The sequence below is a fragment of the Pseudomonas sp. MWU16-30317 genome (assembly GCF_020515695.1).
In the GTDB taxonomy this organism is placed as follows: domain Bacteria; phylum Pseudomonadota; class Gammaproteobacteria; order Pseudomonadales; family Pseudomonadaceae; genus Aquipseudomonas.
This window is the reverse complement of the sequence record NZ_JAIWJA010000001.1, coordinates 1062017-1084245: the sequence shown is the minus strand read 5'-3', so window position 1 is coordinate 1084245 and position 22229 is coordinate 1062017. Positions and strand designations below refer to the sequence as shown.

The following is a 22229-nucleotide window of genomic DNA, read 5'->3' as shown; positions in this document are numbered from 1 at the left end:
CGAGAATAACGAAGAGGGGAAACAGGAATACGCCAAGTCAGGCAACGATGGTATGAATGGCTCGGCGGAAGTGATCGGCGCAAAATTTTTGATATCAGGCGCCATTGCTGCGGTCGCTGGTATGGCCACAGCAGGGATTGGTGCGCTTTGGGCGAAGAGCGGAGCGGGGAAAACCGTGACGATTTCGCCCGAGATGAAGGCAGACCCTTATCATCCGGGTTGGAAGGAGTATAATGGCTCCGATCGTGGGGTAGGGGCGGATGTTGTTGGTGCAAAAGAAATTGGAACGATTACTACCAGAACAACAAAGAACACCACTCGACTGGGTGGTGAGGCTGGTGAGCCGGGAGTAAAAATAACCTATAAAGATGGTACGGAATTCGATATGACCAGTACTCGAGTTAAAGAAACAGAAGCCAATCCTTATGTGCCTGGAGCAACACGTCCGATTAGATATGAAGACGCTCTAGATAATAAAGGCATCAAACGAGCTCCTACTCAGCAGGAGCTGGACTGGTTTAACAGCATTAAGTGGTAAGGTGGCTATGATTGATTCGAAAACCGGAGAGAGGGTGATGGTGTTTATTCACTCGGAGTATGGGCCCTTCATTAGAATTTCAACATATGATGATGCGGGCGCACTAGAGGATTTGTTGGACGAAAAATATTTCGTACTGTATTGGAAGTCGACACCTCCTGAACTAGTCGGTGATGGAGGGAATGAATATTATTTTGGGAATGCTGCGAACCCTGTGAAACTACAGTTTATTTTGGACTCAATTATTTTTTGATTGAACTGTTGGTGCAAAAGCCGCAGGTGAAGCTTCAATACCTGTGCCCGGTCGAGTGCAATCTCGTATAAATATTGCCAATGGGCGCACGGAAACTACCCCGCTCCGTGATACTGGAAAACCTGTATCTGCGGGCTTTGATCACGTTGTGAAAGGTCATTTCGACGTAGAAGTCTCCAATTCCCGCTCTGTGTTTACTATTAGCCCAAATGAATTGAAGGGGGTTCTTCAGAGTAGCCCAGTCGTAAAGTCACCTGTTACTGCGCTACCAGATGGTCAATTTGTAAGGACCGTTGATACGGGCAGAGTCATCGGAACTACTACGCTGAAAGATGGAGGTGTTCCTACCTCTGTGATAAAAGTATTTACCGATAAGGCGGGTAACTTGATAACGGCTTTCCCAGCTAAGGCAGTGAACTAATGCGAACTCTCCCTGTGTATGTGTGGCGTGAACTTCAATTGGCTATGACACTGCTGGATGAGAATTCATCTTTAAGGGAGGCTCTTGGGGTGATTCTTTTGTGGATTAGAGATAACTACAAATACTTCACGGTTGAGCCGTTTTCGACCTATGGGATTGATGAGTTTTCGCATATTGATGAGAATTTGATGCCGGTTGAATTTTCGTCATTTCTACCTGGCGATATAGCTCATTTAAAGAAAGTGATTTTTGGGTATCAAGCTAATGAAGCAGAGCTTATTGCCAGATTTTTACGTGACACAATGGAAGCGTTGGTGACTGTCGAGACCGATAGGCAATGCCCTAGGTGTCAATCCGACGGGATGCGTATTTTTGTCGGTAAATATAACGGGTTGCTTGCTTATCAGTGTAACGTCTGTGGTCACTCCACTTATTCAGATGGTTCTAAGGTGGGTGGTGGAGAGTTGGAGTTTGTGAGTGAGAAAAGATTGCGAGAGCTCAACATGATCTAATGGGGGAAAAGGCGCAGGTACTGCGCTGGAAAGGTAAACCATTGGATGGGAAGCAAGGGAGTGATGAGTGGATTTTGGGAAGCGGTAGACTTGAGAGATCCGTCGGACGTGATGCGGCAGGCGCGGTTGCGGAGTCAATACGTCTAAATCGTACAGAAACATGGGTTGTCGCAGTACGACCCGACGGTTCAACGGAGCTTCAAGTTCTTGACTCAAAGGGGAACACAAAGAATGTTGATACCTCCAAAATTCTTTCTGCGAAGGGGAACATATCAGGTGCACAGATATGACTAGGGATATGATCGGTGATTCGAGTTACTGGGACGGCAGAGTATTCGCGGAAATTAAATCGATAGCAAATAGCCTCGAACGACTTAAGGTCCCTGCTGAAAATTCTCAATATGAGCCCCAATACCTTTTTAATTTAACAGAAAAATATTTTCGTATAATGCTTTTGAAGTATTCAAGGGGTGACGAGGTCGATAGTTTGATGGAGTATTTTTCAGGATTGCTTGAGTCATGGGAACGCTCAAACGAAGAGTCTGTTAAATTCTGTAGGGAAAATGGTGTTGAGCGCTGCCGGGACTGGATTTTCGAGCTTTGCAATCTGAATCACTATAATTGGTGCTTTAGGTTGGTCGGTTTGGCGTTGGCCTTAAATATAAATGATAAGGATTGGAAGCGTTTGTTGAATCTGATATCTGGCGAAGGCGAAGATGTCTTGCTTGATAGGATCATCGCTAGCCGCGAACATCAAAGGCCGATTGGGATGAATTTGCTGCACGAAAAACCGTATTCTAGATTGCTTAAGTGTATTGATTCATCATCTGAACTTCAGCCACACTTGCTTAAAAATTTTGTAGAGAATTGGTATAGAGAGCTTAAGCGGCCGAGTCCTAATAATAGGAAGTCACCCCCAGATGAGCCGTACTGGTACGTTTTTGGCGATCCGGAAAAAAATCCTCTGTCAATGGGCAGTTATTTTGGACGTTGGTGCATTGAAGCGGTTGCCGCCGTCAAGGCCTTCGATCTAGACGATTACCTTTGTCTTGGACACGAGCATTATCCAGGAGATCTCCTCCGTCCGTTAGGGCCATCGACACATCCTAAGCGCGAGGATCCTAAAAAAAACTGGTTTGCTAAGTTTTTTTCGCAGAGGTAAAGGGAATCGTTTTCGATATTTTAGGGGGATGTTATGTGCTATAGAATGATTTTTAAATGCATAGTTTTTGCCGGTATGTTATCAGGATGTGCTACAAGTTTGGATAAGGCGACTATTTATTATGATCGCCCAGAGTTTGCTGATCAAATGGTCAAGCAAATGCCTGAAATTCTAGGCCCTATCTCTCAGCATGGTCGCTGCAATGTGATTCTAGCTACGCCGGGATCGAATACCGGATCTATGCATTTTTGTATCTTTGCGGTAACACAGGATGCATTGCTAGTGCTCGACTGGAACGCTATGAGCTTAGAATACACACCTATCGCGAAGCTGAAATGGTCAAACATTAATGCGGTAAGTCTTAAAACGTTTGGTCTCACCAAACAATTGCAGTTTATCGAAAAACAACGTCAGATGGGGTTTAGCGCTATCATCGATGATGGTGGGTATGTCGATAGGGAGGCTACGGTGAAGGTGTTCAATTTTGCAGAAAGCAAAGGGGTAAAAGTTATAGAAAGCGATGGCTTGATCAAGGCTCCTCAGGGAGGGGCGGTGTTCGTTCCAATTATAATAAATAGATAATTTAGAGGTTTGCAGTTTTGCTCTTTAATAATCAGCTTTAGTCTTCAGTTTCTTGCGGAAATATTTCGGATGTACGTTTTTTTGGTAAGCACAGTACCGATAATCTGGGGTTCACGACATTAATTAAAGGGGAGGGCGTTCTTTCGCCCAGTTGATCGAAACCAACCCCGCGCTCACCGACCTCGAAGCAATTCGTGAGGTCGGACTACCTGCCCGCAGCCCTCGGCTATGACCCCGACACCAGCGCCAAACGCCTGGGCGATGGCCTCTACGAGCAACGCCTGATCCAACAAGCCGTCACCGCCCGCACCGGCCAGGCCTTTATCGACGGCCAGAACCTCGATAACGCTGGCACCCTGAAAGCCACCGGCAACCTCAGCGCCACCGCTGGCCAGGACCTGGTCAACAGCGGCCTGATCGACGCTGGCGACCGGCTGGATGCCCTGGCGATCAACAACGTCACCAACAAGTCCGGCGGCATCATCGCTGGGCGCGACGTGGCGGTCACCGCCGTCACCGGTGATGTGGTCAACGAACGCACCGTGGTCTCGCTGGACAGCACCGCCCGCGGCCAACTGCACAAGGACTATGTCGACAGCGCCTCGCGTATCGAGGCGGCCAATGATCTGAGCATTTCCGCTGGGCGAGACATCAACAACGTCGGCAGCGCCCTGCAAAGCGGCCGTGATCTGACCCTGACCGCCGGGCGCGATGTGAATATCGCCGCCACGCAGGTCACCAACAGCCAGGTGTTGAACAGCAAGCACACCAGCAGTGATATCACGCAGCTCGGCTCGACCGTAGACGCGGGCCGCGATGTGGCTGTGCAGGGTGGCCGGGATATCAATGTGGTCGCCAGTCAGGTGGCCGCGAAGGGTGCCGTGGCCATGACGGCCACCGAGAACCTGACGGTCAGTTCGGCGGCGGATGAGGCGCATAAATACGACAAGAACAAGCATACGAAGACGCAGAAGGATGATGTGACTCAGGTCATGAGTGGCATCACTGCGGGTGGGGCGATTGATCTGACGGCTGGCGAAGATATGACGCTGGTCTCCAGCCGCGTTACTGCTGGTCAGGATGCTTCTTTGGTGGCCGGTGGGACCCTAAATGTACTGGCCGCGCAGGATAGTCATTATTCGCTGTATGACTATAAGAAGAAGGGCTCTTTCGGCCAAAAGAAGACCAAGCATGACGAGTCAACACGGGTCACGAATATCGGCAGCGAAATAAGTGCCGATGGGGATGTATCGTTGCTCAGCGGAGGTGATCAGCGTTATCAGGTCGCGAAGCTTGATAGCGGCAAAGATCTGCTGATTACCAGCGGCGGTAGTTTGGCATTTGAAGGCGTGAAGGATCAGCGCCAGGAAACTCACACCAAGAGTAATTCCAGTCTTGCGTGGAATAGCTCTAAGGGTAAAGGCAGCACTGACGAAACATTGCGGCAAAGTGAGCTGACGGCTAAGGGCACCGTCGCGATCAATGCCGTCAACGGCCTCAAGATCGATATAACAAAGGTCAACAAGGCGACTGTCAGCCAAGCAATCGACTCGATGGTCGCAGCCGATCCGAAGCTGGCATGGCTCAAAGATGCTGAGAAACGGGGAGATATCGATTGGCGTCAGGTCGCCGAAATCCATCAACGATTTAAATACGAAAATTCCAGCCTAGGGGCTGCCGCACAGTTGGTGATCGCGATTGCCCTCGCTGCGGTCACTGGTGGCGCAGCTGCAGGTCTGGTGGGTGCAACCAGCGGCACATTCGCTGCTGGGTTTGCAAACGCAGTAGCGCTGGCCGTCGAAACCAAGGCTGCGACCAGCTTCATCGGCAACGAAGGAAGACGCTTAAGGACACAACCAGTAGCGCAAGCCTAAAAGGTTATTTGGTCTCTGGGCTTACAGGAGGTATCGGTAACACGCTCGGATTTGATCCAACCCAGCTTGGCTTTAACCTCGATAGCGCGGGTCAGGTGATGCTGAAGGTGGGAGCCGATAGTCTTGTTCAGACTGCGATTAATGGTGGCAGCCTTGGCCAGAACTTTGGCAATAACCTCCTGGGCGCGATCATCGACATCGCCGGAGCTGTGGCAGCGAAGAAACTTGGCGATACTCAACTGGTCGATGGCAGCCCTAGTAAGGTGGCAGCGCACGCGTTACTTGGTGGGCTGAAGTCCATGGCCATGGGCGGGGACTTTAAGACCGGAGCGTTGGCAGGTGGTGCCAACGAGGCGGTCGTGCAGTATTTGGCGAGCGTAGTGCTACCGCCCAACTACGACCCAAATATGCCTGGCGTGCAGCAAGCCCAAGCGAATTTGTTGGCGATGTCTCAGCTGGTCGGTGTGCTCTCCGCAGTAATTACAGGAGGAGACCCAACGATCGCGGCAAGCGTAGCTGCGAACGCCACGCAATATAATACCTTGAGCCATTCAGATCTCGATCGTGCGGGTCATGAATTGGTTTCTTGCGGTGCAGACATCGCGTGCTCGAAATCCATTTATACTGAATTTCATGAGCTAAGTGAAAAGCAGCTGAACGATAGCCTCGCCGCCTGCCAAGCGGATATAAAACAATGCGGACAAGTCGCTAACGTGGTAGCGCAAGCCGAGGCAGATAGAGCGTATTTCAGAAGCTTGACAGATGAGGCACCCACCGAAACTCGTGAGATGATGAACCAGCTGATCGCCGAGAACGACGGCTTTCAAAATCTCATGGCGGGAGTGACGGCGGGGCATACAGCTGACGCGATTGCGGATATTCTGGTTACTGAACTGGGGTTGAGCCCAGACCGGGCTGCTCTGGTGGCGGGATCGCTGAAAATCTTGGCGGCGGGGATTGGGCCGGGGAAGGTGATTGCGAAGGGTGGGGCCGGTGGTGCAAAAGCGGCAGGGGTTGCGGACGAAACTGCCGGTTCAATAAGGAACGTCAATCCAGGTTACCCAGACGCTGGGCGAACTCATAACTGCGTTAATTGTTCAATTGCTACTGATGCAACACTGGCAGGTAATCCAGAATCTGCATTGCCGATAAACTCAACCAAGGGTGTTCCGTTGACCGTGCTGGAGAAGCAATATGGAGCTAAGTTTAGCGGTGTGTCTTCACCCGAAACCATCACCCAGCACATGATTAGTGGTGGGGACGGCGCACGTGGGATTGTGTTTGGCTCCTATGGTCCAGGTCAGCCAGGCCATGTATTCAACGTAGTTAATCAGAATGGGGCTATTCGTTATCTCGATGGGCAGACTGGAAAGCCGGCAAATATGAGTAATTTTAAGACATTGCAGTTATTGAGAACTAACTAATGATTACCTACGAATACGCTTTGGAAAGAGCTAAGGAATATTTGAAAGACTCTGAGATTCCTTTGCAGCTAACGCATGAGGGCACGTTCTCTGAGGGATGGTTTTTTTGCTATCAATCTAAAGAGTATTTGGAGACAGGGAACCTGTCGGCTCAACTGGCTGGAAACGGACCATTCCTGATTGATAAGGAAACTGGAGAGATTCATGTTTTAGGGACCGCCAAGCCGCTGAAAGAATATCTTGATCACTATGTGATCAGTAAGTCAAAAAAATAAGATTGGTTTTTCGGTGCAAAAGGCATTCTTACACCTAGAGACTTTCCAGCGGTGGCTGGCAAAATCAGCCAGAAACAGCTTCGGCATATCGCTGGAAGGCCTGAGCTTGAAGCTCGAGGAGGCGGTGGGTTCTTGAACAGCGTTGATGATGCTCAAAAAGTACTAGATGCTTACCGCATAGGGCAGGTTAAGATTTTAGGTAAGAATGCTCAAGGGTTTCCGGTGGTCAAGTTTGAAGGCGTAACCGGCACCAACGTTAACGCTGGCGTTGGTATAACCGCTCAGCCAACTAATGTCTTTATCATCAAAGGTACAAAAAGCCCAAGTATTGTCCCTGCTAACCCTAATTGGACTCAGAAATGAATGCAGAAGCCGAATTGAAAACTTGGAATTTCCAAGTCTTAATGCTTGTTCAAGCGATGCTGGGGGCAGTTACTCCAAACTTCAGGATGGTGGTATTGTCTTGTGAAGATGATGTTTGGCTAATTAGATTTTATCTTGAAGAAAATATAGAGGATGATATTGATGAAGTCGAAGATATCATATGTCAATATACTGCTTATCAGGACTCAAATTTAAAATGCAAGTCGGAAATTTTGGTCGGCAACGAAGACCTACCTAGCTTGTCGGAAGCTGAGAGGGTCGTTTATCGTCGAAAAGAGTAATTTTTACTTGGTGCAAAAGAGGCGGGCTTCATCAGTGCTGGCCCAAAAATCCCTCCAAAATTGCAACCTCTATCGAATCCTCCTCAGGGGCCAGTTATTCCTCCGGGCTGGGTAAGTCGTCCAGGTAAAACGCAAGGTAGTACAATCTACTATCCATCCGGTTCCGACCCAAGTGCTCCAGGTAGCACATATATTCGGTTGATGCCTTCAGGTTCTACGCCTGTTCCCGGTTTGGAAAATGGATACTGGATATCCGTGAAAAATGGGCAACCTATAAATCCGGCCACGGGTGGAACTGGTGCAAGGGGAGATACGCATGTGCCACTGCCACCCAACACCGTGCCGCCTAAGCGTTAAGAGGAAGATATGATTGATGAATCAGATTTGGCGGAGTTGAGGTCAGCAGTGCTGACAGGTGTCACTATTGGTATAGGTTCGCAGGTTCTGATTTTCGAAAATGGAGTAACCGTGTTAATTCAGTGTCCTTTTAAAAGCATTAATAACGACTGCGAGCGATGGGGGCACGGCGAGGAGGTTGCTACTAGCTTGCTAGTTATTGATTTTTTGAACCACAAAGTTGAGAGTGCGCGCCTTGAGGCAGAGGGGATATTGGCGCTTGATTTTGGAAGTGCAGGGTCTTTGATGATTGTCCCAGATTCAAATGGTTTGGAGTCTTATGTTCTTACGACAAGGTTTGGTGTGTCTCCAGTGTTAGTAATTTGATGGTGCAAAAGCGACAGGAAGCGGAGCGAAGTTTGCCGACCAAGCCAAGCTTGATGACCATTTTGCACGTCATGGCAGTGACTTTGGCGCGAAAAATAAGCTTGAGTACCAAGCACAAGCTGATAAGTTCTTAACAGCCCCGAAGCTTGCGGGCGTGCTTGAAAAAGCAAGACCTAATGGAGATATCGTACGCTACAACCCTGGCACCGATGAATTTGGGGTCGTATCAAGTGGGGGAAGTATTCGCACGTACTACAAACCTGACCCAGCAGTGCATGGTAAGGGTTCAAACTTGGACTATTTTAATGCTCAATAGTAATCAAAAATATGTATGTCCGGTATGCCAATATCCTGATCTCAATGAGCCGGCGTATGACAGTTTTGGCTGTGCCTCGTACAATATTTGCCCATGCTGCGGGACAGAATTTGGGTATGATGACTCGACAGCCGCTCATTCCGATTTACGTGGAAAGTGGGTTTCTGAGGGGATGCAGTGGTGGAGCAAGCATCAACTCAAACCTAATGATTGGGATCCGATCAGGCAGCTAAAAAATAATTAACTGCTTTATTTGTTGGTGCAAAAGGAATTTCAATTACGATTGAACCAAAGATTGCCGACCAATGGGTAAACGGGGTGGACGGAAAGCTCTATACAGCCTGTAATCGATAAACCAGTCAAAACGGTTGTGACGAAAGATACTCGCTTTGATACTGTGTCGGGGAGCCGCCTTAACGATCCAGCTACTGGGTATATCGCTAAGGATGGTTCTTATGTGGTAAGGAATGATCGCACGGGAGCGATTGTCCAAGTCTCCAATAAAAAAGATCCTGAGTGGGTGCACCATGGGACTGATTACAGTTGAAGTGTCCGTTGAGGATTTAACTATTACACCTACATTGATGTGGAGTGGCATTCCTTTGTTTGATGTTGGCGATGGAATTAGGCTAGTCGAGTACTGCAAAAATAACAATATTGCAATTCTTGGTATTGAGGGTTTTAAAGTCAAGGGAAACAAGAGGATTCCAGACATGGATTGTGTTGTTGACTTTTCCTCGTCATTAAATGAAATGAATTTCGCTTTGAAGTCGATAGGCGCGAGTCGAGCAATCATTGAAAGTATGAGTGGTAGTGATATTTTGATGGAGTTTGTGCTCGTTAGAGTTTAGATGTTGCAAAGGGCGCAATCGATCTAAATGCACAAGTCTCTCTATCCGTAAGTAAGATTGCTGCTGGCAATGGTGATGCTGCGAAAGCATATAGAGAACAACAAAAAGCGTTGCTTCAACAAAGAAAGTTGCAAGAGGCAGTTGATATGGATGCTAATTATATAAGAAGGAAATTTGGGACTAAGTACGACGAGGCTATAGAACAAGTGCAGGATTATGTAAAAACTCTCAATCCCAACGACTTCATGCCAAAATAGGAGCTATTATGGATTTCGTTTTCAAAATTGGTTACGGCTTAGAGATATTCCAAAAAAAATACGATAGAGACTACGTAAGGAAAGCTATAGGAGGTCAATGGAAAACCTATCCCAAAAGTGAGTTTACGGAAAACTCAACAGATACCTTTGGTGAGATCGTCGCGAGAGCTTTTTATGATGCAGGTGATATTCTGATCGGTATAGAATTTAGTGCTTTAAAGGCAAAGTTCTGGATTGACAATTATCAGTTTCTAGGGAAAACAATTGGGCAAGTAAAGTCTAGATTGTCCATTATGAAAATAGATTTTGAAGAGGAGGAGGACGAAACAGGAATTAACATATTAAACAATTCGGTCAGATTTTATGCCCCAGAAATGGATGATTTGGTGGATTTAGCTAAAATAGTTTCCATCTATGTATGCATTGAGACTATCAACGGAGAATAGAGTATGCACGGGCCTCACGTAAAATTAGTGCAACATCTCGATCTCCGGTAAGGTGCCGCGATGCCTTATACAGGACTCAGCATTACAACCTAAGGAAGATCCTGATGATCACGCTGTTCTGCAAATCCGCTGCATTCGTTCTTAATCGCCCTCATTTACGGCGGTGCATCACCGCCCACAGACAAGATGCAGACCGAGCTCGCGAACTACCCCCTTCCTAAGCCAGCTGTCGCTGACAAAGGACTGGTCTATGTCATACGACCCAGCAACGTCGGGATGGCGGTGCGCTTCAACGTGTTCCTCGATAACAAGGAACCGGCTTCGCAAATGGGCTACAACCGTCGCAACCAATACATCTATCTTTACGTCGCCCCGGGCCAGCACGTTATCAGTTCTAAAGCCGAGAACTGGTCGGACCTGACTGTTTCGGTCAAGGCGGGGCAAATCGTTTATCTCAAGCAGGAAGTCGACATGGGCTCCGTGATGTCTCGCAATACCCTGAAGATGTCGAGGGCCGGTATTTGATCAAGGATGCGGCGCTGGCGACAATTGCCAAAGAAGACAACTAAACCGCTTTATTGATGAACGCCTTTTAGCAGCGAGTCAGGAGCCTGTACCCCCAGCCACGCTCCTTGCCACCTACAGATGGCCGGCAAACCCCCAGTCTGCATGGCCGCACTTGGATCGCCAATACGATCTTTGTGCTCGGCAGCCAATGTGTTGGGATGGGCCGGCAGAACGCTCCTGATTTACGCCTAAAAAAGCCGGCATCGATGTCGGTTTATCAATCTAGGGAGCTGTTGAATCTGTCCCTTGATCCCTCGGAGCAGCGACCACATTACGTGCGTTAGCAAACCACCCCAACGCCGCCGCTCCAATCATTGTCATCACCACCGCCAGCAGCAAAATCACCCACTGGACCCCCAACGGTGCAGCAAGCACCGCCACCAGCAACCCGGCCAGCGGTTGCGACAGATTATTCAGCAACGTGATCACTCCCACCGTCTTGCCGAAATCCCGGGTTGGAATCACTTGCTGTCGAATGGTGCGTATATACACGTTGAACATCTTGTCGAACCCGACGATCAGCACAAACCCCACCACATAGCCCCCCAAGCTCGGGCTCAGTGCGGTGATGAATGCGCCTGCGGCAATCATCGAATAGGCGACCGCACCCATTACTCGCTGGGGCAACGCGACTCGGGCGAGGAGGAACAGAATCACGATGGTCGTCACCGCACCTGCCGCTTGCAGCACCGCGTAATCACCTTGCGCGGCGTCGTAGTGCCCGACCACCATCGCCGCTGAAGTGGCCAGGGTGACGCCGACGATCAAGTTGACCCCTACGGCCAGGGTGATGATCTTCTGCAGTTCAGCCAACGAGCGAATATGCCCGAAGGCAATACGCAGGGGCTGCACCCAGATGTCCCGATGCTGCTCGAATACCTCCAGGCGGATGCGGCTGAGGCGTTGCCATAACCACATGCTCGCGTCGGCCAGCAGAAACAGCCCCGCCACCCACAGCACCACCCAGTGCCAGGCCCATACCTCGAGCAGCAGCGCTGCCAAGAGCGGTCCGAGCACCAGGCCTGTCTGGTCGGCGATCTGCGAGTAGGAGAGTGTTTTGGTATAGCTGTAGTGCTGGAAAATATGCGGCATCAGCACTTCACGGGCCATGATGCCTTGGGTGGTCAGTACCCCGCATAGTGCCGACAGCGCGACCAGCCAGGCGATGCCGCCCAAGCATGCAAAAAGGATCAGCGTGAGCACGCAGAGCAACGCGCGGTAGACCTGGCTGATGTGGAGGAGCCTGATCGGTGAGAACTTGTCGCACAGCGCTCCGCACAAGGGAAACGCGAGGAAGCGTGGCAGCGATTCGGCGAAAAACGCCAGCCCTGCCCAGGCCGCGCTTTGGGTGCTCTGGAACACTACGAGCGGCACGATGAACAGCAGGATCTGATCGGCCAGCCGCGAGAGAAACAGCGAGGTGAAAAAAGCGAGGTAATCCTTGCGCATGGCTGCTTCCTGTCAGCGTGGAGAGCATTTGTTCATCGTAAGCAAACGCTGCCTGGCTGTGCAGCTTAGCCATGATTGGGCCGACAGGGGCACAGTGCGAGCCTTCAGGCTCGAGCGTACGGTGTGGCAAGGGCCGGTTTCATCTTCCCGGCCGGGGGTTATACCCGGTTTTCCATCGCTGCGAGCAAGTCGCAGGCTTCTTCGAGCAGCAGGTCGAACACTTCGCAGGTGCGGGAGAGGTCGGCGGGGTCGGCGCTGGTGAACGTGCCGGTGGTCAGCAGGCGCGCGAGGTGGTGAGCAGCCTGGACGCGGCGGGTGGCGTCTTCGTACAGTTCGACGACGGGAAGGGCGGTGTTGGAAGCGATGTGCGGGTTGTATGCGGCCATGGTCACTCCATACGGGTAAAACATGCCACACCTGGGAAGGGTGGCCGATGTGCATGAAACGTGTTCGGACCGCGACGTCCGTTCGCTGATTTGGCAGCGAGCGGCGACTATAGAGGCCCAAGTCACATCGGCAAAGAACGCAATCGCTACAAAATATTAGCAATATTTACCACTCGGTCCAGAATCCCGCGCCTTACTCGGCCACCATCAAATCCGGCCGACTGGTCTCCAGCGCCGCCTCGCTGATCTTGCCCTGCATCGAACACGTCAACATGCCCTGGCGGGCAGCCTGCATCTCATTGAGCGCCGGCTCTACAGCAACACTCGCTCGGAGGTATCCAGCACCCGCTTGCCGGCGGCCGCATCGCTGCTTTCCGGCTGCCAGACAGCGTGTTGCGCGTTCCAATAGCTGCGGCCGGACGTAGATGCCGTTGGCGTGCTCCAGTTTGATCGCAGGGTCCCGCTGCAACGTCTGCGCCAGTTGCTGCGGTGTCTGATGCAGGCTCTATGGCGCTAATGCGCCGTAGGGAGCTCGGCGGCCTGGGCAATAACTTCACGCCGATAGTGACTGAAAATAATCCATGCAAAGGTGGCTGTTTAGTGGCACTTGGGCGACAATTGCCGTCCGCTTCAACCCCCCGACACTCACGTTACTGGTCGGATCGCCATCAAGCCCCGCCTGCCTTGGCCGATACATCTTTTTGAGTGGAACCTGCGATTCCGCGTCGGCGCGTGTCCGCCGTTTTACCCGAGACTGCCTTCATGACTAGCCTTTCCGACGACGACCGCGCCCAGGTGCTTTATGAGGCCACGGTGCAGTATTGGCAGCACATCCTCACGATTGTCCGGTTCGCCTTCTCGATCCATGTGGTGCTGTTGGTGCTGTTCCTGTTCATACAGGTGCCCGTGATGTTCCTGGGCAATGCCGTGAGTGTGCTGGTGTACGTGTGGTGTTTTCGGGAGATCAAGCGCAAGCGTTTTCAGCTGGCGGGCTTGTTGATGGGCATCGAGATCGTTGGCCACGCCATGCTGGCGACCTGGGTGCTGGGCTGGGAGAGCAATTTTTTTCTGTTCGTGTTCTGTGTGGTGCCGGTGGTCGCCTTCAGCTTCCAGCGGGCCAGGGCGCGGCGGGTGTGTTTGAACCTGGCGATCATGCTGGTGGTGGTCGGCGGCTTTGCCGGGCGTCGGCATATGGGCGGCGGCGCGCAGATCAGCCCGCAGCTCATGGACACCTTCGGGGTGCTCAATGCCTTGGCGGCCACGGCGTTGTTACTGCGCTCGGCGGCGCTGTCGGTGAGTTTCAGTTTGCAGATGCAGATGAGCCTGTTCCAGACCGCGCACTGCGACAGCCTGACCAACCTCTATACCCGTCGGCGGATCATGCAGCGCGTGCGGCAGTTGGGCGCGCAGCGGCATCAGCAGGAGGTGTCGGTGCTGATGCTCGATATCGACCACTTCAAGCTGATCAACGATGCTCATGGCCACGACGTCGGCGACGTGGTGCTGCAGCGCGTGGCACAGGCGATCACCGCCAGTGTGCGCACCACTGACATGGCGGCGCGCTGGGGCGGCGAGGAGTTTCTGGTGTTGATGCCGGGCACTTCGACTGCGGACGCGCAAGGGGTGGCCGAACGCGTGCTGGCCTGCATCCGAGCCGACGCCGGCGAGGTCACGGAGATGGGCGAGGGGCTGGCGCAGCCGTTGCAGGTGACGGCCACCTTGGCGGTGGCGACCATGCAGCCCGGCGAGACGTTTCGCGAGGCGTTGAGTCGGGTCGATCACTTGTTGTATGAAGGCAAGCGGGCGGGCAGGGACCGGGTGATGGTGGCGGCGTGAGCAAGGAATGTGCAGACAATAAGGAGATTGCCCCCGCAGGGTGTTCAGCCCCATCCGCATCAGGCTAAATACCGGTTTGCCCGGCATCGCTCGGGCCCACCTGTCAGAGGCGTGTGTGTCGCTCCCAGAAAACCCTGCTGTCGTTTCCTCTGCCATCTCCTCCCCGGCGCCCAGTCGTCTGTGGCTGATGCTGTCGTTGATGGTGGCGATGGTGCTCGCCGCATTGGACCAGAGCATCGTGGCCACTGCGCTGCCGCGTATCGCGCGGGAGATGGACGGCCTCGAGGCGATGAGCTGGGTGGTGACGATCTTCCTGCTCACCTCGACCATCAGTACGCCGTTGTACGGAAAGCTGTCGGACCTCTATGGCCAGCGCCGGTTGTTCTTGATCAGCATCGGTGTGTTCATCGGCGCCTCGGCCCTGTGCGGGCTGGCCAGCAGCATGGGCCAGTTGATTGCGTTTCGCGGTTTGCAGGGGCTGGGCGCCGGCGGGTTGATGACGTTGTCACAGATCGTCCTCGGGCGGGCTGTGGAGCCGTCTCAGCGCGGACGCTATCAGGGGCTGTTTTCGGCGGCGTTCGCCATCAGCAGTGCGGCGGGGCCGTTGCTGGGCGGGTTTATCACTGCGCATTTCACTTGGCGCTGGGTGTTCTATATCAATGTGCCGCTGGGCGCGCTGGCCATGCTCGGGTTGATGCTCAATGTGCCGGCGTTGGCGCGCCAGCCCCGCGCGGCCATCGACTACAAGGGTGCCGTGGTGCTGTGCGTGGCGACTTCGGCGCTGTTGCTGCTGACCCACGCCTCGTCGCTGGCCCAGCAATTGGGCAACGCGGTGATGGTGTTGCTGGGGGTGATCGCCTTTGTCGGCTTCGGCCTGCTGTATCGCATCGAGCGCCGCGCTGAAGAACCGATCATCGACCCCGCGCTGTTCGCCAATCGCCGTTACAGCGTGGCGGTGGCGGCCATGGCGGGGATGTCGTTCGCGATGATGGGCTCGCTGGTGTTCATGCCGCTGTACTTCCAGGCGGTGCTGCACCAAACGCCGATCGAATCCGGTTTCATGACCTTGCCCCAAGTGGCGATGCTGCTGATCAGTTCGTTGATCGGCGGCTGGCTGTCGTCCAAACGGCAGAATTTCGTGCAGTTGCTGGTGGCGGGCGTTGCCCTCGAGTGCCTGGGCCTGACCTTGCTGCTGGTGTGGGCGCATCTGCAGATGGGCGCGGCGTATTTTTTCGTGACCATGGGGGTGCTCGGCATCGGCATGGGCATCGGCATGCCCAACGCCACGGTAATCGTGCAGAACTCGGTGCCCACGGCGGTGATGGGCGCGGCAACGGCGGGCATGTCGTTTTGCCGGTCGCTGGGCGGCGCGTTGGGCGTGGCGGCTGCCGGCGGCATCATGAGCTTTACCCTCAATCGCGAACTGGCGTTGCTGCCGGAGCAGTTTCAGCACATCAACCTGCTGGAAGGGCTGGGCGAAGTCAGTGGCTCGCCGACGCAGATGGCGCAGTTGACCGAGCTCTACCGGGGCGCGATCGAGGCGAGTCTGGGGACGGGTGGTGTGGTGATGTTCGTGGCACTGTTGTTGACGATCGGTTTGCTGCGAGCCAAACCGGCGAGTACAACTGCTCACCGGTAGCGCAGCCCGCACGCTATAGAAGATGTGTACGCTTGAAATAGGCGCCTTGATCGGTAATGGTAGCGGGCACTGATCGCCTAGGGCCGCGCTGCCATGCTTATCGAACCTGTCACTCTGGATTTCCCCCAAGCCGATCTGGATGACCTGCGCGAGCGTCTGGCGCGCACGCGTTTGCCGGGGACCTTGCCGGGGCAGGGCTGGAGCGAGGGCATGGACCTCGATGTGCTGAGCGACCTGCTCGGCTATTGGGCGACCACATTCGATTGGCCGGCGCAACAGGCGCGGCTCAATGAGTTGCCGCACTATCAGGCGACTATCGGCGAGCAGCGCATTCATTTTATCCATCAGCCAGGTACCGGACCGGCACCCTTGCCGCTGGTGCTCAGCCATGGCTGGCCGGGTTCGTTCCTGGAGATGCAGCGCATCATCCCATTGCTGGCCGACCCCGGCAGCCATGGCGGCGACCCGGCCGATGCCTTCCATGTGGTAGTGCCGTCGTTGCCGGGGTACACCCTGTCGCCAGCCCCCGCGAGCAAGGGCACCGGCCCCTATGAAATCGCCGGGCTGTGGCGCGAGTTGATGGCAGGGCTCGGCTATCAGCGTTTCGGCGCCCAGGGCGGAGATATCGGCGCGGCCGTATCGACCTGGCTGGGGGTGCGCTTTGCCGAGGCGTTGGCGGGTATTCATCTCAACTATGTGCCGGGGGCCTATCGCCCGCCGCTGGGAGAAGGCGAGCTACCGCTGACGGTCGACGAGCAGGCGTTTCTCGAGCGCGGCGCGGCGTTCGCGGCCAGTGAAGGCGCTTATGCGCAGTTGCATCGCACCAAGCCACAGACGCTGGCGGTCGGACTTAGCGATTCACCGGCCGGGCTGGCAGCGTGGGTGGCCGAGAAGTTCTATGCCTGGAGCGACAGTGCTGGCCTGCTGGAGCCGGTGATCAGTCGCGACACCCTGCTCAGCAATATCACCCTGTACTGGCTGACCGGCTGCATCGGCTCGTCGTTGCGCCAGTACGTGGAGGGCAGTCAGCGGCCATTGCAGTTCGCATTGGGGCAGCGGGTCGAGGTACCGCTGGGCGTGGCGCTGTTCCCCGGTGAGCTGCCGATGCCGCCGCGCAGCTGGTTGCAGCGCTGTTTCGATGTGCGCCACTGGAGCCCGCAGACCAAGGGCGGGCACTTCGCCGCGTTGGAGCAGCCGCAGTTGCTGGCGGAGGATATCCGCGCATTTTTCCGCCCGCTGCGCTAAGCGCGGAATTTGTTCTGCTGATCGTTGAAGTGGTGGCGTATTGCCTGCAAGCGTGCGATGGTTCAGGCCCCTAAATTTGCCATCAAGAGCAGGTTCAACCATGGGCTACCCCGCCAGCGTGCTGTGTTTCGTCGTTTTATCGATCGCTTCATCCTTCGCCGTTGCTACCGACCCCACCGCCGATCCGGGCAAGGCCTTGCAGAAGGCCGAGACCCTGGAGCAAAACGCTGCTTCACCCGAGCCCGCAGCGCCAGTGCCGAAGGCGCAAAGCCTGACCAAGGCCGAGGTGCAGGCGGTGGACCCCAAGGGCAAGGAATCGGTGGACGATGCCATTACCTGCCTGTCGCGCACCCTTTATTGGGAGGCCAAGGGCGGTAGCCCAGCGGATATGGAAGCCGTGGCCGAGGTGGTGCTCAATCGCCTGGGCCATGAAGGGTTCGCCGACACCGTGTGCGGTGTGGTCAAGCAGGATGCGCACAAGAAGAACTGCCAGTTCTCGTGGTGGTGCGATGGCCGCCCTGATCAGGTCGTGGAGGAGGATCAGTACGTGGATGCCAAGGAGGTGGCGCGCAGGGCGTTGAATCAGCAGTTGAAGGACCGCACCAACGGCGCGCTGTATTTTCACGACAAGCGCCTGTCGCCCGAGAGCTTCAAGCGCTATGTGCGCACGGCACAGACCGACAAGTTCGTGTTTTACAAGCCGCGCAAGGACGATGGGAAGTAAGTGACGCGACAATGAGCGCTTGCGGTGGTAGTGCCAGGTGCCGCGGGTGCTCCTAGGGTTTTGGGCCGGTGCAGCCAACCCAACAGGCAGCGGCTGATCACAACCCAGCGAGCGCATCCTTGAGATTGATCTCAGGCGCGAGGGTGTCTTGCAGGGTGAGTTGCGCTTCGAGTTCATCGAGATGTTCGAGCATTACCCCGATGGCCTGGGCCTGATCGCCGGCTTCCAGCGCCGTGATGATGTGCTGATGCTCGTCCGAGGCACAGGACGGCACGTCGTTGCGCTGATACAAGGCGACGATCAGCGAGCTGCGGACCATCAGGTTGGCGAGGATTTCACTGAGCACGCTGTTGCCGCAGATGTCCCCGAGCAGCAGGTGGAATTCGCTGAGCACGCGCACGATCGCCCGACGATCGGTGGCGCTGGTGGCCTTGCGCTCATCTCTCATGTGCCGTGCGACGCGCTCGCGCTGCGCATGCATGATCGCCGGGGTGATGCACTCGACGATCGCCCGCTCGATGGCCCGACGCGCCGCGAAGACTTCTCGCGCCTCTCGGGCGCTGGGCTGCGACACCATCGCGCCGCGGTTGGGCTCGATGGTGACGATGCGTTGCATGGCCAGGCGCTGCAAGGCGACCTGAACGTGATTGCGGTTGGCGTGCAGCGTTTCGACGATCTGCGCCTCCACCAGTCGGGTGCCTGGGCGCAGTCGGTGCTGGGCGATGGCCTTGGACAGGACATCGACGATGCGCTGGACTTCGAGCTGCTTGGCGGTAACGATCGGGGAACTCATGTTTTCCTCTGGGACGGCCTTCACAACGAGCCGGCGGCGTGCAATCGCGCATTATCCGTCAGGCGTAGCTGGAGGCTCAAGTTCCACGCCCATGGCGCTGGCCACAAGCATGGGATCAATGGCGGTACCAGCGTCTTCGCCCCCATTCAGTGCGCCACTGCTCAGCCAAGGCTTTGCATCTGCACCGGATGAGGGCACAATCGCGGCCCTTATTTTCTTGCCGGGATCTATTTCCCTGCCCAGGCACACTTGCCGTCTCGCGATTGGAGTTGTACCGGATGCATGAACAGGCCCCCAGCGTTGAGCAACGCTACGAATCGACCCCGACCACACTGAGTCGCTGGGACCGTCAGGACACGACCTGGATGCTCGGCCTGTTCGGCACTGCCATCGGCGCGGGGACCTTGTTCCTGCCGATCAACGCCGGCCTGGGGGGCTTCTGGCCGTTGCTGATCCTGACGGTGCTGGCATTGCCGATGACCTTCTACGCGCACCGCGGGTTGACGCGCTTCGTGTTGTCCGGGCGCGAAGGCGGGGATATCACCGCAGTGGTCGAAGAGCACTTCGGGCTCAAGGCCGGCGCCTTGATCACGCTGCTGTATTTTTGCGCGATCTTCCCGATCCTGCTGATCTATAGCGTGGCCCTGACCAATACCGTAGGCAGCTTTCTGGAGCACCAGTTGCATATCGCGCCGCCGCCACGCGCGGTGCTGGCGTTGGTGCTGATCCTCGGTCTGCTGGCCATCGTGCGGTGCGGCGAGCAGGCCACGGTCAAGGTCATGAGCCTGTTGGTTTACCCATTTATCGTGGCCTTGGCGCTGCTGGCGCTGTTTTTGGTGCCGCACTGGACCGGCGGCATTCTCGCCACTGCCGGCGAACTGCCCTCAGGCTCCGCCTTTTTGCACACCTTGTGGCTGGCGATTCCGGTGATGGTGTTCTCGTTCAACCATTCACCGATCATCTCCTCGTTTGCCGTCGACCAGAAGCGCCGTCACGGCCAGCATGCCGATGAGCGCAGCGGCCAGATCCTCGGCCGCGCGCACGTATTGATGGTGGCGATGGTGATGTTCTTCGTGTTCAGCTGCGTGCTGACCCTGAACCCGGCGCAGCTGGCCGAAGCCAAGGCGCAGAACCTGTCGATCCTGTCGTACCTGGCCAATCACTTCAACAACCCGACCATTGAGTTCGCGGCGCCGCTGATTGCCTTCGTGGCCATCGCCAAGTCGTTCCTGGGGCACTACATTGGCGCCAGTGAAGGCTTCAAGGGCTTGATCCACAAGAGCGGCCGCCGCCCAGGCGCCAAGGCGCTGGACCGCATGACGGCGGCGTTCATGCTGGTGGTGTGCTGGATCGTGGCCACGCTGAACCCGAGCATCCTCGGCATGATCGAGACCTTGGGCGGCCCGGTGATTGCGGCGATCCTGTTCCTGATGCCGATGTACGCGATCCGCAAGGTGCCGGCGATGCGGCAGTACAGCGGGGCGATGTCCAATGTGTTTGTAGTCGCGGTCGGGTTGGTGGCGATTTCGGCTTTGGTGTATTCGTTGTTGTCTTGATAGCGCCTGGCTCGAGATCGCTTTCGCGGGCAAGCCTTGCTCCCATAGGTGCAGGCCTCCGATCTACTGTGGGAGACTCGCTGGCCTCTTCGCGGGCGAGTTCACCTCAATCCTGAGGATGCGGCGCATGCAGATGCATCGCCGCCGCCTTGAGCAACTCCTTGGTATACGGATGCTGCGGCGCGTCGAACAGGTCATGGCTGGCGCCTTGCTCCACCACCTTGCCGTCCTTGATCACGATCACGTCGTGGGCCAGGGCGCGGACCACCGCCAGGTCGTGGCTGATGAACAGATAGGTCAGGCCGTGGCGTTCCTGCAACTGGCGCAGCAGCGCGACCACTTGTTTCTGCACCGTGCGATCCAGCGCTGAAGTCGGCTCGTCGAGCAATATCAGCGCTGGCTTTAGCACCAGTGCCCGGGCGATCGCGATGCGCTGGCGTTGCCCACCGGAGAATTCATGGGGGTAGCGGTGGCGGGTTTCGGGATCGAGCCCGACCTCGCGCAGCACCTGCACCACTTGCGCGTCGCAGGCACCGGCCTTCATGTCACTGTGCACTTCGAGGCCCTCGCTGATGATCTGCGCCACCGACATGCGTGGGCTGAGGCTGCCGAACGGGTCTTGAAACACCACCTGCATCTTTTTGCGCCAGGGCCGCATCTGCTTCTGATCAAGGCTGTGCAGGGCCTGGCCCTGGAAGTAGATCTCGCCCTCGGCATCCAGCAGTCGCAGGATCGCCTGACCCAGGGTCGATTTGCCCGAACCGGACTCGCCGACGATGCCCAGCGTCTTGCCGCGCTGCACGCTGAGGCTGATGCCGTCGACCGCCTTGACGTGTTGCCAGGGCTTGCGAAACAGCCCGCCGCCGAGCGCGTACCAGACCTTTAGATGATTGACCTGCAGCACCACCTCGCGCTCATCGCGCGGTAGCGCTTCGCCAGCAGGCTCGGCATCGATGAGCATGCGGCTGTAAGGGTGCTGGGGATGCTCGAACAAGGTGTGGCACTCGGCCTGCTCGACGATCTCGCCGGCCTTCATCACGCACACCCGCTGGGCGATGCTGCGCACCAGATTGAGATCGTGGCTGATCAGCAGCAGGGACATGCCCAGGCGCCGCTGCAGGGCCTTGAGCAGGTGCAGGATCTTGCGCTGCACGGTCACGTCGAGGGCGGTGGTGGGCTCGTCGGCGATCAGCAGGTCCGGCTCGCAGGCCAGTGCCATGGCGATCATGACCCGTTGCCGCTGGCCTCCGGACAGTTCGTGGGGATAGGCCTTGAGGCGCTGCTCGGGGTTGTGAATGCCTACCAGTTCCAATAGCTCGAGGATCCGTGCGCGAGCGGCTTTGCCGGCCAGGCCGCGGTGCACCAGCAGCGTTTCGCCGATCTGCTTTTGCACGCTGTGCAAGGGGTTGAGCGAGGTCATGGGCTCCTGAAAGATCATCGCCACGCGGTTGCCGCGGATCTCCTGCAGAGTACGGGCGCTGGCGCCGAGCAGCTCCTGCCCGCGGTAACGGATGCTGCCGGTGCTGTGCTGGCCATTTTCGGCCAACAGCTGGAGGATCGAGTTAGCCGTTACCGACTTGCCCGAACCCGATTCGCCCACCAGCGCCAGGCACTCGCCGGCGTGGATATCCAGGCACAGATTGCGCACCACAGTGTGGCCATTGAAGGCCACGCACAGGTCGCGGATCTCGATGAGATTGGCGCTCGGGTCGGTGTTGGCGTGCTGTTTCACGAG

21 protein-coding genes and 2 pseudogenes are annotated in these 22229 nt (G+C 55.7%); 19 read left to right on the top strand and 4 right to left on the bottom strand.

The features are described from left to right. The 14 genes and pseudogenes from LIX93_RS04705 to LIX93_RS04635 form a co-directional block, all read left to right on the top strand. A pseudogene (locus LIX93_RS04705) lies at positions 1-538 on the top strand (hypothetical protein); the annotation flags it as partial. A 673-nt stretch (positions 539-1211) separates the two neighbouring features. Continuing rightward, complete coding sequence (locus LIX93_RS04695; RefSeq protein WP_226502812.1) at positions 1212-1724, top strand: hypothetical protein; 513 nt, start codon at positions 1212-1214, stop codon at positions 1722-1724. 286 nt (positions 1725-2010) lie between these two features. Continuing rightward, complete coding sequence (locus LIX93_RS04690) at positions 2011-2886, top strand: PoNe immunity protein domain-containing protein (RefSeq protein WP_226502811.1); 876 nt, start codon at positions 2011-2013, stop codon at positions 2884-2886. A 99-nt stretch (positions 2887-2985) separates the two neighbouring features. Beyond that, positions 2986-3468 carry a hypothetical protein gene (locus LIX93_RS04685; protein WP_226502810.1) on the top strand — a complete coding sequence of 161 codons (483 nt, stop codon included), beginning with the start codon at positions 2986-2988 and terminating at the stop codon, positions 3466-3468. Between the two features lie 194 nt (positions 3469-3662). After that, positions 3663-5342 carry a hemagglutinin repeat-containing protein gene (locus LIX93_RS04680; RefSeq protein ID WP_226502809.1) on the top strand — a complete coding sequence of 560 codons (1680 nt, stop codon included), beginning with the start codon at positions 3663-3665 and terminating at the stop codon, positions 5340-5342. 8 nt (positions 5343-5350) lie between these two features. After that, positions 5351-6766: a toxin glutamine deamidase domain-containing protein gene (locus LIX93_RS04675; protein WP_260524629.1), complete on the top strand. Its 1416-nt coding sequence runs from the start codon at positions 5351-5353 to the stop codon at positions 6764-6766. After that, positions 6766-7041 carry a YrhB domain-containing protein gene (locus LIX93_RS04670; protein WP_069023864.1) on the top strand — a complete coding sequence of 92 codons (276 nt, stop codon included), beginning with the start codon at positions 6766-6768 and terminating at the stop codon, positions 7039-7041. The genes LIX93_RS04675 and LIX93_RS04670 overlap by 1 nt, the downstream gene beginning before the upstream one ends. Before the next feature lie 132 nt (positions 7042-7173). Continuing rightward, entirely contained in the window at positions 7174-7404 is a 231-nt protein-coding gene (locus tag LIX93_RS04665) for a hypothetical protein (RefSeq protein WP_164441252.1), read from the top strand. Beyond that, entirely contained in the window at positions 7401-7706 is a 306-nt protein-coding gene (locus LIX93_RS04660; RefSeq protein WP_053255812.1) for a hypothetical protein, read from the top strand. Before LIX93_RS04665 ends, LIX93_RS04660 begins: the two co-directional genes overlap by 4 nt. A gap of 366 nt (positions 7707-8072) precedes the next feature. Then, positions 8073-8429, top strand: a complete 357-nt coding sequence (locus tag LIX93_RS04655) for a hypothetical protein (protein WP_226502808.1) — start codon at positions 8073-8075, stop codon at positions 8427-8429. A 686-nt stretch (positions 8430-9115) separates the two neighbouring features. Then, positions 9116-9292 (top strand): colicin E5-related ribonuclease, encoded by a 177-nt coding sequence (locus LIX93_RS04650; RefSeq protein WP_346015214.1) that lies wholly within the window; start codon positions 9116-9118, stop codon positions 9290-9292. Further along, a complete protein-coding gene (locus tag LIX93_RS04645; protein ID WP_226502807.1) occupies positions 9273-9596 on the top strand; it encodes a hypothetical protein in 324 nt (107 codons plus the stop codon). Before LIX93_RS04650 ends, LIX93_RS04645 begins: the two co-directional genes overlap by 20 nt. 265 nt (positions 9597-9861) lie before the next feature. Beyond that, on the top strand, positions 9862-10299 hold the full coding sequence (locus tag LIX93_RS04640) for a hypothetical protein (RefSeq protein ID WP_226502806.1): 438 nt from the start codon (positions 9862-9864) through the stop codon (positions 10297-10299). A 186-nt stretch (positions 10300-10485) separates the two neighbouring features. Next, positions 10486-10868: pseudogene (locus LIX93_RS04635) on the top strand (DUF2846 domain-containing protein). A gap of 220 nt (positions 10869-11088) precedes the next feature. Here the strand turns inward: LIX93_RS04635 and LIX93_RS04630 are convergent. Together LIX93_RS04630 and LIX93_RS04625 are read right to left on the bottom strand one after the other, a co-directional pair. Continuing rightward, on the bottom strand, positions 11089-12315 hold the full coding sequence (locus LIX93_RS04630; protein ID WP_226502804.1) for an MFS transporter: 1227 nt from the start codon (positions 12313-12315) through the stop codon (positions 11089-11091). A gap of 158 nt (positions 12316-12473) precedes the next feature. Then, the gene (locus LIX93_RS04625) at positions 12474-12701 is read right to left on the bottom strand and encodes a hypothetical protein (RefSeq protein WP_226502803.1); all 228 of its coding nucleotides are present in this window, start codon (positions 12699-12701) and stop codon (positions 12474-12476) included. Between the two features lie 762 nt (positions 12702-13463). Between LIX93_RS04625 and LIX93_RS04620 the strand changes: the two genes are divergently transcribed. The 4 genes from LIX93_RS04620 (at position 13464) to LIX93_RS04605 (ending at position 18145) form a co-directional block, all read left to right on the top strand. Further along, on the top strand, positions 13464-14537 hold the full coding sequence (locus LIX93_RS04620) for a GGDEF domain-containing protein (RefSeq protein WP_226502802.1): 1074 nt from the start codon (positions 13464-13466) through the stop codon (positions 14535-14537). Between the two features lie 115 nt (positions 14538-14652). Then, positions 14653-16176 carry a DHA2 family efflux MFS transporter permease subunit gene (locus LIX93_RS04615; protein ID WP_226502801.1) on the top strand — a complete coding sequence of 508 codons (1524 nt, stop codon included), beginning with the start codon at positions 14653-14655 and terminating at the stop codon, positions 16174-16176. A 93-nt stretch (positions 16177-16269) separates the two neighbouring features. Then, complete coding sequence (locus tag LIX93_RS04610; protein WP_226502800.1) at positions 16270-17421, top strand: epoxide hydrolase family protein; 1152 nt, start codon at positions 16270-16272, stop codon at positions 17419-17421. 100 nt (positions 17422-17521) lie between these two features. Next, positions 17522-18145 (top strand): cell wall hydrolase, encoded by a 624-nt coding sequence (locus tag LIX93_RS04605; protein WP_226502799.1) that lies wholly within the window; start codon positions 17522-17524, stop codon positions 18143-18145. A gap of 97 nt (positions 18146-18242) precedes the next feature. Here the strand turns inward: LIX93_RS04605 and LIX93_RS04600 are convergent, their stop codons facing one another. Further along, positions 18243-18938, bottom strand: coding sequence for a GntR family transcriptional regulator (locus LIX93_RS04600; RefSeq protein WP_226502798.1), 696 nt, complete (start codon positions 18936-18938; stop codon positions 18243-18245). Positions 18939-19216: 278 nt separating this feature from the next. Between LIX93_RS04600 and LIX93_RS04595 the strand changes: the two genes are divergently transcribed. Next, positions 19217-20494: a serine/threonine transporter gene (locus LIX93_RS04595; protein WP_226502797.1), complete on the top strand. Its 1278-nt coding sequence runs from the start codon at positions 19217-19219 to the stop codon at positions 20492-20494. A 106-nt stretch (positions 20495-20600) separates the two neighbouring features. Here LIX93_RS04595 and LIX93_RS04590 read toward each other — a convergent pair whose 3' ends face one another. Then, the gene (locus LIX93_RS04590; RefSeq protein WP_226502796.1) at positions 20601-22226 is read right to left on the bottom strand and encodes an ABC transporter ATP-binding protein; all 1626 of its coding nucleotides are present in this window, start codon (positions 22224-22226) and stop codon (positions 20601-20603) included. Positions 22227-22229: the final 3 nt, after the last annotated feature.

Excerpts from the sequence above, each read along its gene's own strand:
- LIX93_RS04600 (WP_226502798.1), bottom strand. The coding sequence starts at position 18,938 with ATGAGTTCCCCGATCGTTACCGCCAAGCAGCTCGAAGTCCAGCGCATC.
- LIX93_RS04655 (WP_226502808.1), top strand. The coding sequence starts at position 8,073 with ATGATTGATGAATCAGATTTGGCGGAGTTGAGGTCAGCAGTGCTGACA.
- LIX93_RS04605 (WP_226502799.1), top strand. The coding sequence starts at position 17,522 with ATGGGCTACCCCGCCAGCGTGCTGTGTTTCGTCGTTTTATCGATCGCT.
- LIX93_RS04690 (WP_226502811.1), top strand. The coding sequence starts at position 2,011 with ATGACTAGGGATATGATCGGTGATTCGAGTTACTGGGACGGCAGAGTA.
- LIX93_RS04620 (WP_226502802.1), top strand. The coding sequence starts at position 13,464 with ATGACTAGCCTTTCCGACGACGACCGCGCCCAGGTGCTTTATGAGGCC.
- LIX93_RS04630 (WP_226502804.1), bottom strand. The coding sequence starts at position 12,315 with ATGCGCAAGGATTACCTCGCTTTTTTCACCTCGCTGTTTCTCTCGCGG.
- LIX93_RS04670 (WP_069023864.1), top strand. The coding sequence starts at position 6,766 with ATGATTACCTACGAATACGCTTTGGAAAGAGCTAAGGAATATTTGAAA.
- LIX93_RS04640 (WP_226502806.1), top strand. The coding sequence starts at position 9,862 with ATGGATTTCGTTTTCAAAATTGGTTACGGCTTAGAGATATTCCAAAAA.
- LIX93_RS04660 (WP_053255812.1), top strand. The coding sequence starts at position 7,401 with ATGAATGCAGAAGCCGAATTGAAAACTTGGAATTTCCAAGTCTTAATG.
- LIX93_RS04695 (WP_226502812.1), top strand. The coding sequence starts at position 1,212 with ATGCGAACTCTCCCTGTGTATGTGTGGCGTGAACTTCAATTGGCTATG.
- LIX93_RS04645 (WP_226502807.1), top strand. The coding sequence starts at position 9,273 with ATGGGACTGATTACAGTTGAAGTGTCCGTTGAGGATTTAACTATTACA.
- LIX93_RS04595 (WP_226502797.1), top strand. The coding sequence starts at position 19,217 with ATGCATGAACAGGCCCCCAGCGTTGAGCAACGCTACGAATCGACCCCG.
- LIX93_RS04625 (WP_226502803.1), bottom strand. The coding sequence starts at position 12,701 with ATGGCCGCATACAACCCGCACATCGCTTCCAACACCGCCCTTCCCGTC.
- LIX93_RS04610 (WP_226502800.1), top strand. The coding sequence starts at position 16,270 with ATGCTTATCGAACCTGTCACTCTGGATTTCCCCCAAGCCGATCTGGAT.